Origin of the sequence: Allokutzneria oryzae (assembly GCF_042429765.1) — a bacterium.
In the GTDB taxonomy this organism is placed as follows: domain Bacteria; phylum Actinomycetota; class Actinomycetes; order Mycobacteriales; family Pseudonocardiaceae; genus Allokutzneria; species Allokutzneria oryzae.
Genome location: NZ_JBHLZU010000020.1, coordinates 162733 through 177444 on the forward strand (window position 1 = coordinate 162733; position 14712 = coordinate 177444).

Annotated in this window: 13 protein-coding genes; 6 read left to right on the plus strand and 7 right to left on the minus strand. The window is 70.4% G+C overall.

Going from position 1 to position 14712, the window contains the following annotated elements; genetic code table 11:
• Positions 1–19: 19 nt before the first annotated feature.
• Positions 20–157, minus strand: coding sequence for a pyrroloquinoline quinone precursor peptide PqqA (gene pqqA / locus ACFFQA_RS25160; protein ID WP_377857009.1), 138 nt, complete (start codon positions 155–157; stop codon positions 20–22).
• A 177-nt stretch (positions 158–334) separates the two neighbouring features.
• On the opposite strand from pqqA, the gene ACFFQA_RS25165 reads away from it, so the two are divergent.
• Positions 335–1336, plus strand: a complete 1002-nt coding sequence (locus ACFFQA_RS25165; protein WP_377857012.1) for a PQQ-dependent sugar dehydrogenase — start codon at positions 335–337, stop codon at positions 1334–1336.
• Between the two features lie 81 nt (positions 1337–1417).
• On the opposite strand, the gene ACFFQA_RS25170 is transcribed toward ACFFQA_RS25165, so the two are convergent.
• Complete coding sequence (locus ACFFQA_RS25170; RefSeq protein ID WP_377857014.1) at positions 1418–2155, minus strand: class F sortase; 738 nt, start codon at positions 2153–2155, stop codon at positions 1418–1420.
• Positions 2155–3579 carry a hypothetical protein gene (locus ACFFQA_RS25175; protein WP_377857016.1) on the minus strand — a complete coding sequence of 475 codons (1425 nt, stop codon included), beginning with the start codon at positions 3577–3579 and terminating at the stop codon, positions 2155–2157. Before ACFFQA_RS25175 ends, ACFFQA_RS25170 begins: the two co-directional genes overlap by 1 nt.
• 389 nt (positions 3580–3968) lie before the next feature.
• Between ACFFQA_RS25175 and ACFFQA_RS25180 the strand changes: the two genes are divergently transcribed.
• On the plus strand, positions 3969–4748 hold the full coding sequence (locus ACFFQA_RS25180; RefSeq protein ID WP_377857019.1) for a Bax inhibitor-1/YccA family protein: 780 nt from the start codon (positions 3969–3971) through the stop codon (positions 4746–4748).
• Between the two features lie 69 nt (positions 4749–4817).
• Here the strand turns inward: ACFFQA_RS25180 and ACFFQA_RS25185 are convergent, their stop codons facing one another.
• Together ACFFQA_RS25185 and ACFFQA_RS25190 are read right to left on the minus strand one after the other, a co-directional pair.
• Positions 4818–6038, minus strand: coding sequence for an acetyl-CoA C-acetyltransferase (locus ACFFQA_RS25185; protein ID WP_377857021.1), 1221 nt, complete (start codon positions 6036–6038; stop codon positions 4818–4820).
• A 48-nt stretch (positions 6039–6086) separates the two neighbouring features.
• Positions 6087–7010: an SGNH/GDSL hydrolase family protein gene (locus ACFFQA_RS25190; protein WP_377857024.1), complete on the minus strand. Its 924-nt coding sequence runs from the start codon at positions 7008–7010 to the stop codon at positions 6087–6089.
• A 251-nt stretch (positions 7011–7261) separates the two neighbouring features.
• Here ACFFQA_RS25190 and ACFFQA_RS25195 point away from each other — a divergent pair, with 251 nt between their 5' ends.
• The 3 genes from ACFFQA_RS25195 (at position 7262) to ACFFQA_RS25205 (ending at position 11289) form a co-directional block, all read left to right on the plus strand.
• Positions 7262–8632, plus strand: a complete 1371-nt coding sequence (locus ACFFQA_RS25195) for a cystathionine beta-synthase (RefSeq protein ID WP_377857026.1) — start codon at positions 7262–7264, stop codon at positions 8630–8632.
• A 106-nt stretch (positions 8633–8738) separates the two neighbouring features.
• Entirely contained in the window at positions 8739–9953 is a 1215-nt protein-coding gene (locus ACFFQA_RS25200) for a hypothetical protein (RefSeq protein WP_377857029.1), read from the plus strand.
• A gap of 196 nt (positions 9954–10149) precedes the next feature.
• The gene (locus ACFFQA_RS25205) at positions 10150–11289 is read left to right on the plus strand and encodes a cystathionine gamma-synthase (protein WP_377857031.1); all 1140 of its coding nucleotides are present in this window, start codon (positions 10150–10152) and stop codon (positions 11287–11289) included.
• Positions 11290–11369: 80 nt separating this feature from the next.
• Here ACFFQA_RS25205 and ACFFQA_RS25210 read toward each other — a convergent pair whose 3' ends face one another.
• Positions 11370–11633 carry a hypothetical protein gene (locus ACFFQA_RS25210; protein WP_377857034.1) on the minus strand — a complete coding sequence of 88 codons (264 nt, stop codon included), beginning with the start codon at positions 11631–11633 and terminating at the stop codon, positions 11370–11372.
• Between the two features lie 149 nt (positions 11634–11782).
• Here ACFFQA_RS25210 and ilvA point away from each other — a divergent pair, with 149 nt between their 5' ends.
• A complete protein-coding gene (gene ilvA / locus ACFFQA_RS25215; RefSeq protein WP_377857036.1) occupies positions 11783–12994 on the plus strand; it encodes a threonine ammonia-lyase in 1212 nt (403 codons plus the stop codon).
• 513 nt (positions 12995–13507) lie between these two features.
• On the opposite strand, the gene hppD is transcribed toward ilvA, so the two are convergent.
• On the minus strand, positions 13508–14707 hold the full coding sequence (gene hppD / locus ACFFQA_RS25220; protein ID WP_377857039.1) for a 4-hydroxyphenylpyruvate dioxygenase: 1200 nt from the start codon (positions 14705–14707) through the stop codon (positions 13508–13510).
• Positions 14708–14712: the final 5 nt, after the last annotated feature.

Below are 14712 nucleotides of genomic sequence, written 5' to 3' on the forward strand. Positions count from 1 at the left end.
AGCACCGCGTCGGACGCGCTCAGCTGCGCGCCGCGTACGCGGTGACCTCCATCGGAGTGTCGTACTCTGCGAAGTCGGGCACGACCCACTCAGGGCGTTCGGTGCTCTCCACTGCCACTCCCGTCGCTCGTCTTCCCGTGGTGGTCGTCACAAACATAGGGGTGAACGGAGAAGATCGCCAGACCCCGGGAGAACGTTTCGGAAAGTACCTTTACCTCTTGACGGCGGTATCCTGAAAGCGCTTCCCTGGTTCCGTGGGTTCGCATTGGGGTTTATGCATATGAATCCATCCGTCGTCTATCCGCACGGTCGGTCCGGCTAGCGAGGAGAGGCAATGAACCAGGGGAATCGGGCGCGTCGCGGCGCGGTCATGGGCTCGGTGGCGGCGTTGGCGGCACTGGGCACACTGGCGGCCGGACAGGCCTCCGCCGACGTCGGGCCGAGGGCGATCAACCAGATCGTCGGCGGGCTGCAGCAGGTGTGGGCGCTGGACTTCCTCCCCGACGGCAGCGCGCTGTTCACCGAGAAGAACACCGCGAAGATCCGCAAGCTGGACAAGACGGGCAAGGTCAGCGACGTCCAGACCGTCCCCGGGGTCTCCACGCCCACCGAGGGCGGGCTGCTCGGCATCGCGGTCTCCCCGGACTACGCCTCCGACCAGACCGTGTTCGTCTACTACACCACGACCAACGACAACCGGATCGCCAAGCTCAAGCTCGGGCAGACGCCGCAGCCGATCGTCACCGGCATCCCCAGGGGCGCCAGCTACCACCACGGCGGGCGGCTGGAGTTCGGCCCGGACGGCAACCTCTACGCGGGAACCGGCGACGGCCAGGTCGGTGGCAACGCGCAGAACGACAACTCCCTCGGCGGCAAGGTGCTGCGGATGACCAAGGACGGCAAGCCCGCGTCCGGCAACCCGAAGCCGGGCTCCGTGGTCTACGCCAAGGGTTTCCGCAACGTCCAGGGGCTGGCCTGGGTCGGCAGCCAGCTCTACGTCAGTGACATCGGCGCCAACAAGGTCGACGAGCTCAACCGCGTCGATGCCGGGAAGAACTACGGCTGGCCCACCTGTGAGGGCAGCTGCTCCACCTCGGGCATGACCAACCCCGTGAAGACCTGGCCCACCTCCTCCGGCACCCCGAGCGGCCTGGAGTACTTCAAGGGCAGCCTGTACATGGCTTCGCTCAAGGGCGGCACGTACAAGCTCGACACCAACGGCTCCGGGGGCAAGCTCTACACCAGCCTCGGCCGCACCCGCGCCGTCGAGGCCGCCCCGGACGGCTCGCTCTACGTGATCACCCCGACCGCGATCCACCGCGCCGACGGCAACTGAGACGGGGCGCGTGACACCGAGGCCCGGAGTCCACTGTGGACTCCGGGCCTCGGCTCTCGTTCGTGCTCAGGCTGTGCTTTCTCAGACTTCGGGTTGCGCCACGACGATCCGGTTCTCGTTGTAGCCGAGATCGCCGCCGACCCACCGCCCTCCACAGGTCACCAGCACCAGTCGGTGCGGCCCCTGCTGTGAGAACAGCTGGTCCGCCGACTCCGGCAGCTCGTTCTTGTGCAGCGTGACGATCTCGTTGATCTTGTACTTGTACACCTTGCCGTCGGCGTCGGACACGGTGATGTCCTGGCCCTGTTGCGCCTTCCACAGCTCGTTGAACGGACCGACGGCGCCGCGGAAGTTCACGTGCCCGGCCAGCAGTGTCGCTCCGTTCGGCGCGCCGAGACCCGCGCCCCACCACGTCGCCTCGCGGATGCCCTCGGGCACCGGGAGCGTCGCGTCGGGGCCGACCTCCTTGCGCACCAGCGTCGCCGTTCCGCCACCGGGCAGTCGCACCGTCCCCGGCTTCTGGCCCGGCGGCTGCACCGGCGCGGGCGGAGGCGGCGGGGCCGGGGCGCTCACCACGCCACCGGGCAGACCCCAGCGGCGCACGCTCGTCGTGGACTCGCTCAGGTCCGTCCCCGGCAGCAGCTGCACCGCAGGGCGTTCCGGTCCGCTGACCGCCTCACCGGTGACCGTCGTGCGCAGGTCCAGCCCGGCGACGCCCATCGCCGCTGCCGCGGCGGCGACCACGAAGAGGCCGACACCGGCCTTGGCGCGCGCGCCAAGGCCGGCCCGGCTCGGGTAGAGCGACTGTTCCCGCGCCATCACCGTCGAGCGCCTCGCCCGCGCCGCACGAGCAGGCCGAGTGCGCCCGCCGCCGCGCCCAGCGCGCCGATCCCGGCGAGCGCCGGGGTGTTCACGCTGCTCGTGGTGGCCCCGGTGACCAGCGCCAGCTCACCGAGGTCACCGGCCGGGATGGTGCGCGGCACGGTGATCTTCGGGGTGTTCGGCTTGTTGGTCAGCGTCAGCGCGAGGGTCGCCCCCGGCGTCAGCTTGCCGCACACCGTCGGCGGCGCCGCCGGGTCGAAGCCCTCCTCGTAGCCCGGCGCGGGCGCCACCTCGATGAGGCAGGCCTCCTGGGGCGTCTTCAGGTCGGCGATGTCCACCAGGCCATCCTGCCCGGTCTGCAGCACCGCGGGCTGACCATCCGCGCCGACGAGTTTCGTGCCGTCCTGCTTCAGCAGCGCCGAGGTCTTGTCGGCCGCGGTCACCCGCAGCGCGACCCCGCTGACGCCCTTGCCGGTCGCGGCGTCGACCTTGGTGATCCGGACGACGCCGGGAGCGGTGCGCGCCTTGGCCTCGGCCTCGGCCTTGGCGGTGCTCTGCCCGCCGGTGGTGATGATCTGCTGCATCTTCGGGTTCGACGGGATCAGCAGCACCGGGTCGGCGTTCGGGTTCTCCACCGATGCGGCCAGCTTGGGCGCCTCGCCGGTGGGGGTGAGCGCGATGCTCAGCGGCTTGCCGTCCTTCGGGGTCCGGGCGGTTTCCCCTCCGCCCAGCGTGCCGTCGGTGGCCTGCAGCTTCACCGGGACGTCGCCGACCGGCTTGCCGGTGGCCGAGGTCACCGTCAGCTGCCACTTGCCGGACTTGCCGATGATCTGGTCGTCCTTCGGCGCGGTCAGCTCGACCTTCCACGGGCCGAAGTGAGCGTCGGCGTCCTCGCGCAGCGCCGCCACGGCGGTCTTGGCCTCGGCGGAGAGCCGCTCGAAGTGGAAGTTCTCGTCGTAGCCGACGGTCTCGAAGGTGTTGTTCGGGTCGAGGCGGCCCGGGTCGGTGGTGCCCGAGGTCCACACGTGCAGCACGTGCGCGAGCGCGGCGGCCTCGTCGGCCGACGTGGTGTCCTGGTAGCGCAGCAGCAGGTAGGAGATCTTCGCCGCCACGTCCTTGCCGAGCGGCTCGCCCCACTTGTTGGTCAGCGGGCTGGTGGACTGGGTGTACTCGACGCCGTCGTCGGGCACGTTGAGCCCGAAGCGCACGCACCACGCCTGCTTGCCGCGCCAGTCGTAGGAGCCGAGCCAGTCCTTCGGCTCGGGGTTGTTCTTGTAGGGCTGGGCGTCGGTGTGCTGACCCAGCTTCTCTCCGGTCGCGCCCGCGACCGCCGGCAGCGCCAGCGATCCGGCGATGGTGAACAGGGCGGTGGCGGCGACGCTCGCCAGCACCCTGCGGTGGCCCAGCCGTTGGCCAGACATATGGCTCCTCGGTTGATCTTGATGCCGATCATGGTGTACGGCACCCGCGACGATGGTTTCGACCGACCCGAACCGGTCACAAGCCACTGTTGGGGCGACAACCGCAGGAGGACAACGTGCGCGTTGCGTTGTTGGATTAGCACAGAAGGGCTAACGCGCTGGTACGCCCAGTCGTATCAAGATCCACGAAAGGCGGCTGGAGATCGTCACCTACCGCCGGTATGTGGCGTAGTAGACATCGAAGAATAAAGATCCGCCCCGATTCGGCCGACCCCGGGGTGGGCTTCGCGACCGCCGAGTAAAGTCGTCTTTAACCGTCTCGGGAACCGAAGCGCGTCGACCGACGTTGTACTCGGCAGACGGTGTGAGCACGTTCCTGGAGGACTGAGGTGCGCACTTCGAGCAACCCGGCGTTCCGCAACCTGCCGAGCAGCAGCAGTGGATACGCCTCGTTCCAGCACGGTGGCCAGGCCACCGGCTATGACCCCTACCCGTCGGCGCCCAGCGCCGAGCGGCCGATCACCGTCGACGACGTGGTCATCAAGACGGCCCTGTCGCTCGCCGTTGTGCTCGCCGCCGGTCTGGCGACCGCCATCAGCGGTATGTACGTGCTCGCGCTGCCCGCCGCCCTCGTCGGGATCGGCGTCGCGCTGTTCATGTGCTTCCGCCCCAAGCCGAGCGCCGCCCTCACGCTGATCTACTCGGCGGCCCAGGGCACGGTGCTCGGTGCGATCACCGGGCTCTACGAGCTCAACCCGCAGTACGGCGGCATCGGCATGCAGGCCGTCATCGGCACCGCCGGTGTGTTCGTCGGCATGCTGATCGTCTACAAGACGGGCGCGATCCGAGTGACCCCGCGCCTGACCAAGATGATCGTCGCCGGTGTGATCGGCGCGGGCATCCTGATGCTGTCCAACCTGCTGCTGAGCTTCTTCATCCCCGAGGGCTTCGGTCTGCGCAGCGGTGGCACCTTCTCCATCCTGATCAGCCTGGTGTTCATCGTGATCGCGGCGTTCACCCTGCTGCTGGAGTTCGACCAGGCCGACGAGATGGTCCGCGCCGGCTACCCGGCCAAGTGGGCCTGGTTCACCGCCTTCGGGCTGGTGGCCTCGCTGGTGTGGCTGTACATGGAGATCCTGCGACTGCTGTCCTACCTGCGCCAGGAGTGACCTCCGTCGCGCACCTGCGACACACGAAGGGCCCCGGTCGTCGCGACCGGGGCCCTTCGCGTCGCGGCCTCAGCTGAGGCGTTCGAGCACCATGGCCATGCCCTGGCCCCCGCCGACGCACATCGTCTCCAGGCCGAACTGCTTGTCGTGGAAGCGCAGCGAGTTGATCAGCGTGGTGGTGATGCGGGCACCGGTCATGCCGAACGGGTGGCCGACCGCGATCGCCCCGCCGTTGACGTTGAGCCGGTCCAGGTCGACGCCCAGCTCCTGGTAGGACGGGATCACCTGGGCCGCGAACGCCTCGTTGATCTCCACGAGGTCGATGTCGCCGATGGACATGCCCGCCAGCGCCAGCGCCTTCTTCGACGCCTCGACGGGGCCGAGGCCCATGATCTCCGGCGAGAGCCCGGAGACGCCGGTGGAGACCACGCGGGCCAGCGGCGTGATGCCGAGCTGCGCCGCCTTGGTGTCACTCATGATCACCAGCGCCGCCGCGCCGTCGTTGAGCGGGCAGCAGTTGCCCGCGGTGACCCTGCCGTTCGGGCGGAACACCGGCTTGAGCGTCGCGGTCTTGTCGTAGGTGACCCCGGCGCGCGGGCCGTCGTCGGCGCTGACCACCGTGCCGTCCGGCTTGGTGACCGGCGTGATCTCCCGCGCCCAGAAGCCGTTGGCGATCGCCTGCTCCGCCAGGTTCTGCGAGCGGACGCCGAAGTGGTCCATCTCCTCGCGGCTGACCCCCTTGAGCAGGGCCAGGTTCTCCGCCGTCTGCCCCATCGCGATGTAGACGTCGGGCACCGCCCCGTCCTCGCGCGGGTCGTGCCACTCCTCCGCTCCGGCCTCCGCCGTCCGCGCGGTGCGCGCCTCGGCGTCGGCGAAGACGGGGTTGTGGGTGTCGGGCCACGAGTCCGAGCTGCCCTTGGCGAAGCGCGAGACCATCTCCACGCCCGCGCTGACGAAGACCTCGCCCTCGCCCGCCTTGATCGCGTGCAGCGCCATCCGCGTGGTCTGCAGGCTCGACGCGCAGTAGCGGGTCACCGTGCAGCCGGGCAGGTGGTCGTGGCCGAGCAGCACCGACACCGCGCGCCCCATGTTGAAGCCCTGCTCACCGCCGGGCAGGCCGCAGCCCAGCATCAGGTCGTCGATCTCGCGCGGGTCGAGCTGGGGGACCTGGCCGAGCGCCGCGGTGACCATCTGGGCGGCGAGGTCGTCGGGACGGACGTCGACCAGCGAGCCCTTGCCCGCGCGGCCGATCGGGGAACGCGCCGCGGCGACGATCACGGCTTCCGGCATGGGAACTCCTTATGTCCGAGGGAGAACCCGACACTACCGGCCGGTAACTCAGGTTCGCCGCCTGAGTCGCGCCGCCTCGATCCTCGCGGCGATCCGCCTGCTCGGCCGCATCGCCTCCGCCGCTGCCGAGCGGGTGGGGGGTTCGGCGATCGGGCCGCCCTGCCACACGCCGACGGCGCTGCACATCGCGGGCAGCAGCACCTCGACGGAGATCATGTAACCGGCGGCGGAGGGGTGGAACCGGTCCGCGCTGAACAGTTCGGCGGGCCGGGTGAGGAACTCCGGCGAGAGCAGGTCCGCCAGCGGCACCGGTGTGCCGCCCGCGCGTTCGATCGCGCGGTGCTGCATCCTGGCCAGCAGCAGGCTCCAGGAGCGCACCAGCGAGCGCAGCGGCTGGGGGATCGGCCGCACCGCGCCGAGGTCCGGGCAGGTTCCGGCGACCACGGCCGTGCCCGCGTCGCGCAGCCTGCCGACGTGCTCCTCCAGCAGCGCGGCCGAGGTCGTGATCGGGATCTGGGTGGTGACGTCGTTGCCGCCGATGATCACAAGTGCGACGTCCGGCGGGTGCTGGAGCGCCTGGTCCACCTGTCCGGCGAGCTCCCGGCTGGTCGAGCCGCTGACGGCGTAGGTGCTCAGCAGGACGGGCAGTTCGGACTCCTCGGCCAGCCCCTTCGCCAGCAGCACGGCGGGCAGTTCGGTCGCGTTCTCCACGCCGAGCCCTGCCGCGATCGAGTCACCGATCACCGCGAAGGACAGCGGCGCATCGCCGATCGCCGGGTCCTCGGGGGACAGCGGTCCCTCACCGGTGGGCAGGTACACGCCGTCGGCCCGCGGCGGGGGTGCCTCCGGCAGGCCGATGATCTTGCGGGCGCGCCGCGACTGCTCGTTCAGCAGGCTGTACACGGCCCCGGAAAGCCCGCCGAGGGCTCCGGCGGCCACCGCCGCGATGCGCACCGCGCGCAGACCTGCCACTGCCGAGTACCTCCCTCCGCCCGCTCGGCTCCGGCCGTCGCTGGTCGAGTGTCGAACGGGCTCCCCCAGAAAGACGTAGAACTCGCGGCTGATTGTTCCGCATCGAGCCCGAACGGGTCACGTGCGGGCGACGACCCGCGACACCGGACTTCGCGCTGGTGGCGGCTGCGACTACCCTCGGCACGCCACAGGCCACGCCGATCGGCGCGCCCCGTCGCGTGGTCGCGCACACAGCTGAGAGGGAAGCACCGGTGGAGTACGCCGAACACATTGTCGACCTCGTGGGCAACACCCCGCTGGTCAAGCTGAACTCGCTCGCCGAGGGCCTGGCACCGACCGTGCTGGCGAAGGTCGAGTACTTCAACCCCGGCGGCAGCGTGAAGGACCGCATCGCGCTGCGCATGGTCGAGGCGGCCGAGCGCTCCGGCGAGCTCCGCCCCGGCGGCACCATCGTCGAGCCCACCTCCGGAAACACCGGGGTCGGCCTCGCGCTCGTCGCGCAGCGCAAGGGCTACAAGTGCGTCTTCGTCTGCCCGGACAAGGTCAGCGAGGACAAGCGCAACGTGCTCAAGGCCTACGGCGCCGAGGTCGTGGTCTGCCCGACCGCCGTCGCTCCTGAGCACCCCGACTCCTACTACAACGTCTCCGACCGCCTGGTCAAGGAGATCCCCGGCGCCTGGAAGCCCAACCAGTACGCCAACCCGCAGAACCCGGAGAGCCACTACCACTCGACCGGCCCGGAGCTGTGGAAGCAGACCGAGGGCAGGATCACGCACTTCGTCGCGGGCATCGGCACCGGCGGCACGATCTCCGGCACCGGCCGCTACCTCAAGGAGATCTCCGGCGGCAGGGTGCAGATCATCGGCGCCGACCCGGAGGGCTCGGTCTACTCCGGTGGCACCGGCCGCCCGTACCTGGTCGAGGGCGTCGGCGAGGACTTCTGGCCGACCACCTACGACCGCGAGATCTGCGACGAGATCGTGGCGGTCTCCGACGGCGACTCCTTCGACGTGACCCGCCGCCTCGCTCGCGAGGAGGGCCTGCTGGTCGGCGGCTCCTGCGGCATGGCCGCGGCCGCGGCGCTGCGGGTGGCCGCCAAGCTCGGTCCGGAGGCCGTCGTGGTCGTGCTGCTGCCGGACGGCGGGCGCGGCTACCTGTCCAAGGTCTTCAACGACTCCTGGATGTCCTCCTACGGCTTCCTCCCGCCGGACCAGAACAGCCACACCGTCGGGGATGTGTTGCGCCGCAAGGACGGCACCCTGCCGGAGCTGGTGCACGCGCACCCCAACGAGACCGTCGCCGACGCGATCGCCGTGCTGCGCGAGTTCGGCGTCTCCCAGATGCCGGTGGTCAACGCGGAGCCACCGATCATGGCGGCCGAGGTCGCCGGCGCGCTCAACGAGCGCGACCTGCTCGACGCGTTGTTCACCGGGAACGCCCAGTTGACCGACCGCGTCGAACAGCACATGTCCCCGCCGCTGCCGACCATCGGCGCCGGCGAGGCCATCAGCACCGCGATGAAGGCTCTGTCCGATGCGGACGGTGCCATGGTGCTGGAGGATGGCAAACCGGCAGGCGTGGTGACCCGGCAGGACGTGCTGGGCTTCCTCGCAGGCCGTTGACCGATACGAAACCCGACCAACACCGACGCGCCTCTGGTCCGTTCGGAGCATCCGCTAGCGTTGCCGCACACGGACTTACCAGCCAGGCCAAGGGGGTAGGAACCCGATGACCGCTCCTCAGCCGCCCGAGAACCAGAACCAGGGCGGCCAGCAGGCACCAGGCGAGACCAACGAGGACAAGGGAGGGGCCGCGGCGGAGCAGCAGACACCGTCCACGGCGGGAGAGCTCCCGACGACAACGCATGGCGCCGGCCAGGAGGGCTCGCAGGGGATCACCTCCGCCCTCGGCGGTTCCTCTGACAGCGGCGCAGGCAACGCGGCGGACGCGACCCAGGTGGTCTCCTCGTCCGGCCAGCAGCAGGCCGCTTCCGCCGACGCCACCCAGGTGGTCGCCGGTGGGGCCTCGGCGCAGCAGCCCACCCAGCAGGTGCAGCAGGGCTACGGCCAGCAGCCGCAGCAGCCCCAGTGGGGCGCCCAGCAGCAGCCGCAGCAGCAGTGGGGGCAGCAGCCCCCGCAGCAGGGCGGCGGCACGCCCTCCGGCGGCTTCCAGCAGCCGGCGTGGGGTGCCCAGCAGCAGCCCGGCGCGCAGCCGCAGGGCCAGTGGGGCCAGCAGGCCCCGCAGCAGCAGTGGGGTCAGCAGCAGGGCTGGGGCCAGCAGGCTCCGTCCAGCGGACCGCCGCTGCTGCCCATCGCGATGTGGGCCAGCTTCGCGGTCGGTGGTCTCGGCCTGATCCTGGGCCTGACCCAGCTGCCCAGCCTGTTCGCGGCGATGGACCAGGTCAGCAAGCTGGGCTCGTTCGCGGGCGGCCGCTTCGGCAGCCTGAACCTGCCCAGCTCCGGCACGCTCACCTTCGCGATGATCCTGGCGATCGTCCAGATCGTGCTCTACCCGGTGCTGGCCTTCGGCGCCTTCTGGGCGGGCATGAAGGGCAAGATCCAGGGCAGGCTCATCGCCGGTGGCGCCGCCGCCGGTATCGCGGTGATCGGCCTGGTCGTGTTCATCATGCTCAGCTCGTTCGCGGGTGGCGCGGTGTTCGTCGGCATCATCCTCAACGCGGTGCTCGCCGTGCTGTGGTTCCTGCCGCAGACCGCGGCGGCCATCGGCGCGAACGGTGCGGGCCAGGCGCAGGCGGCCGCTTGGGGCCAGCAGCAGGGCCAGTGGGGCCAGCAGCAGGCCCCGCAGCAGCAGTGGGGCCAGCAGCCGCAGCAGCCGCAGCAGCAGCAGTGGGGTCAGCAGGCTCCGCAGCAGCCGCAGCAGCAGTGGGGCCAGCAGCAGCCGGGCCAGCAGCCCGGACAGCAGGGGTGGCCCGGCCAGCAGTAGGCCGACCAGCCTCGACATCTCCAGGACGCCAGCCCCCGGCCACCCGCCGGGGGCTGGCGTCTTCTCTGTCCGTCACAGCCAGGGGGACGCCAGCCCATGACCGACGGTCGGCGGCTGGCGGCCGGTTGTCCCACGGTGTAGGCGGGGTGGGCGAATCGGAGTTCGGTGTGGGCGGGGGAGTGCGTACGCTCTCCGCATGAGTGACGGTTTCGCGACGAGGGCCATCCACGCAGGCCAGGAACCCGACCCGCACACCGGGTCGGTCATCGTGCCCATCCACGCCACCTCGACCTACGCCCAGGACGGCGTAGGCGGGCTGCGCGAGGGCTACGAGTACTCCCGCACCGGCAACCCGACGCGGACGGCCCTGGAGACCTGCCTCGCCTCCCTGGAGGGTGGCAAGCACGGCAGGGCCTTCGCCTCGGGCATGTCCGCCTCGGACGTGGCGCTGCGGTCGATCTGCCGTCCCGGCGACCACATCGTCATCCCCAACGACGCCTACGGCGGGACCTTCCGGCTGGTGGACAAGGTCCTGTCGCACTGGGGCATCGAGCACACCCCGGTCGCACTGTCCGATGTGGACGCCGTGCGGGCCGCGATCCGGCCGAACACCAAGGTGATCTGGTGCGAGACGCCGACCAACCCGCTGCTCAACATCGCCGACATCGCCGCGCTCGCCCAGGTGGCGCACGGTGCGGGCGCGAAGCTGGTGGTGGACAACACCTTCGCCTCCCCGTACCTGCAGAACCCGTTGGAGCTGGGCGCTGACGTGGTGCTGCACTCCACCACCAAGTACGTCGGCGGCCACTCCGACGTGGTCGGCGGCGCGCTGGTGACCAACAGCGACGAGTTGGCCGAGCAGTTCGCGTTCCTGCAGAACGGCGGCGGCGCGGTCCCCGGCCCGTTCGACGCGTGGCTGACCCTGCGCGGGGTGAAGACGCTGGCGCTGCGGATGGAGAAGCACAGCGACAACGCCGAGCGCGTCGTGGAGATGCTGACCAGGCACCCGGCGGTGACCAAGGTGTTCTACCCGGGCCTTCCCGAGCACCCCGGCCACGACGTGGCGGCCAAGCAGATGCGGCGCTTCGGCGGCATGATCTCCTTCACCGTCGCCGGTGGTGAGGCGGCCGCGCTGGATATCTGCTCGCGCACCAGGCTGTTCACCCTGGCCGAGTCGCTCGGCGGCGTCGAGTCGCTGATCGAGCACCCCGGGCGGATGACCCACGCGAGCACCGCGGGCTCTGCCCTGCAGGTGCCCGCCGAGCTGGTGCGGATCTCGGTCGGCATCGAGGACGGCGAGGACCTGGTCGAGGACCTGCGCGGCGCGCTGGGCTGACGACCGCGCGAAGCACGAAGGGCGCCCGCCTGGTCACCAGGTGGGCGCCCTTCGACGTGGCTGGGCCGGGTCGTCTCGCGTCAGGGACGGATCTTGCTCGGCGTGTGGTCGCCGTCGGCCTGGTCCGCGCCCGGGTGGCCGGGCTTGTGCGGACCGGCGGGAAGGTCGTCGTGCTCGACACAACCGCCGACGAGCTCCAGCACCGCGCCTCGCTGCACGATCTCGCCCTGATCGGTGCAGCTCGTCTGCACGACGGTGTAGACCGCCGTGAAGGTGAGCGCTCCGGCCGCGGCCAGTGCCGCGACCAGGGAGAGCGTCCCACCGCTGCGCGTCATGTGAGCCATCTGCTCTCTCCAGGGGTCATCTCGGCCGCGATCGGCCTGCTCGGATCGGGTCATCGCGCGGGCGACCGCGCGCACCGACCACGTAGCAGAGAGTACCCGCCCGGCCGAGTCGTGTCCTCAGTCCGTTGGTCCTGGCAGGATCACCGACCATGGAGCTGGTCAGTCTCGACCGCATCCACGCGGCGCAGAAGTTGCTGGCGGGCGTGGTTCGGCACACCCCGCTTGAGCGCTCCGGCGTGCTGGAGCGGTTGCACGGAACGCCGGTCTACCTCAAGTGCGAGAACCTCCAGCGCACCGGGTCGTTCAAGCTCCGGGGCGCGTACGTGCGCATCCACGGGCTCTCGGAGGAGCAGCGCTCGCGCGGGGTCGTCGCGGCCAGCGCGGGCAACCACGCGCAGGGCGTCGCGCTCGCGGCCTCGCTGCTCGGCTGTCAGGCGACGGTCTACATGCCGACCGGCGCGCCGCTGCCGAAGCTCGCCGCGACCCGGTCCTACGGCGCCGAGGTGCACCTGCACGGCGCGACGGTCGACGAGGCGCTGGTCGAGGCGAAGCTGTTCGCGGAGAAGACCGGTGCGGAGTTCATCCACCCCTTCGACCACGCCGACGTGATCGCCGGGCAGGGCACGATCGGGCTGGAGATCCTGGAGCAGCTGCCGGAGGTCCGCACCATCCTGGTCGGCTGCGGCGGTGGTGGCCTGGTCGGCGGGGTGGCCGCGGCGGTCAAGGCGGTCAAGCCGGACTGCCGGGTGATCGGCGTGCAGGCGGAGCAGGCGGCGACCTGGCCGCAGTCGCTGGCCAACGGCGCTCCGACCAAGCTGGCGGAGATGCACACCATCGCCGACGGCATCGCGGTCGGGATTCCCGGCGAGGTCACCTTCGCGCACGTCTCGGAGCTGGTCGACGACATCCTGACGGTCAGCGAGGAGTCGCTGTCGCGAGCGCTGCTGATGTGCCTCGAACGGCAGAAGCTCGTGGTGGAACCCGCCGGAGCCGCCGCGATGGCCGCCGTGCTCGACCACCCCGGACGCTTTCCTGGCCCGGTCGCGGTGGTGCTCTCCGGCGGCAACGTGGACCCGCTGTTGCTGCTGCACGTGATCCAGCACGGCCTGAACGCCGCGGGCCGCTACCTGTCGCTGCGCGTGCGGGTGCCCGACCGGCCGGGATCGCTCGGCGCGCTGCTCACCCGGATCGGCGCGCTCGGCGCGAACGTGCTCGACGTGGAGCACACGCGGGTGTCGGGCGCGCTGGCGCTCGGTGAGGTCGTCGTGGCGCTGAACCTGGAGACGCGCGGCGCGGAGCACTGCCAGCAGGTGGTCACCACGCTGCGCCAGGTCGGTTACACGGTCTCCCGCCAACTCTGACCCGCAGGTAACCCGCCTGGGCGGGTTACCTGCGCCGATTAACGTACGTATTCAGCTTCGGCCCATGTCGAGGACCCCTGCTCGCCGTGCTCGGTGTCGGCCCACTCGTACTGGAGCACCGGGGATCTCCGGCCCAAGGCGCGCGACGGCAGGTCCGCGCTCGTCGCCCTGCGGCTTGTCCGCCATGAGCATCAGCATTCTGCTCGGCCCCATCGCGGGCGGAGTACTCGTAGACCACTTCGGCACCAGCGCCCCGTTCCTGTGCGCCGCCGCTTTATCCATTGTGGACTGTATGATCCGAATTTTCCCTGTGCGGTAAGAGAAAGTCGTACACGAGCGCTCCGCATCGGTGTGGCGGGCTGGTCGTGGTGTCGCTGGCCCGGGGCCCAGTGGGTAGGCGTGGGTAGAACCGTAGCCAGGTCCACGCCTGTGCGATACCGAGGTTCCCACCGGGCCTTCCGCAAGCAACAGGCCCGCATCACCAGAAGGTGATGCGGGCCCGCGGTACCGGGCTCAGAGGTTGCCCCGGCGCTCCTGCTCGCGCTCGATGGCCTCGAACAGCGCCTTGAAGTTGCCCTTGCCGAAGCCGAGTGAGCCGTGGCGCTCGATCATCTCGTAGAACACCGTGGGCCGGTCGCCCGTGGGCTTGGTGAAGATCTGGAGCAGGTAGCCGTCCTCGTCCCGGTCCACCAGGATCTTGCGGCTCTTCAGCTCCTCGATGGGCACCCGCACCTCGCCGATGCGCGCACGCAGCTCCGGGTCGTCGTAGTAGGAGTCCGGGGTGTCGAGGAACTCCACGCCCGCCGCGCGCATCGCGTCCACAGTGGACAGGATGTCGTTGGTCGCGAGCGCGATGTGCTGGCAGCCGGGGCCGCCGTAGAACTCCAGGTACTCGTCGATCTGCGACTTGCGCTGCGCCACCGCGGGCTCGTTCAGCGGGAACTTCACGCGGTGGTTGCCATTGGCGACGACCTTGCTCATCAGCGCCGAGTAGTCGGTGGCGATGTCGTCGCCGACGAACTCCGCCATGTTCACGAAGCCCATGACGCGGTTGTAGAACTCGACCCAGTAGTCCATCTTGCCGAGCTCGACATTGCCGACGCAGTGGTCGACCGCCTGGAACAGCCGCTTCGGCGCGTCGGAGGGCTTGCGGTAGGCACCTTCCTTGGCCACGTAGCCCGGCAGGTAGGGGCCGGTGTAGCGGGACCGGTCGATCAGGGTGTGGCGGGTCTCGCCGTAGGCCGCGATGGCGGCCATGCGCACCGTGCCGTGCTCGTCGGAGATCTCGTAGGGCTCGTCGAGGACGGTCGCGCCCTGTTCCCGCGCGTGCGCGACGCAGCGGTCCACGTCGCCGACCTCAAGGGCCAGGTCGACCACGCCGTCACCGTGCGCGCGCTGGTGGTCCAGCAGCGGGCTGTCCGGGGAGACGCCGCCGTTGATCACGAAGCGGGCCGAGCCGGACTTGAGCACGTAGGACTTGTGGTCGCGGTTGCCGGTCTCCGGACCGGAGTACGCGACCTGCTCCATGCCGAAGGCGAACTGGTAGAACAGCGCGGTCTGGGTGGCGTTGCCCACCACGAAGACCACCGCGTCCATCGCCTTGACCGGGAACGGGTCGGTGGAGGAGTCGTAGTCCACCAGTCCGACCAGTTGCCGGAGCTGGTCGAAGCTCACGTCGTCCATGGGCTTGCCCTGGTCGAGCGTCTCGGTCATGGCTA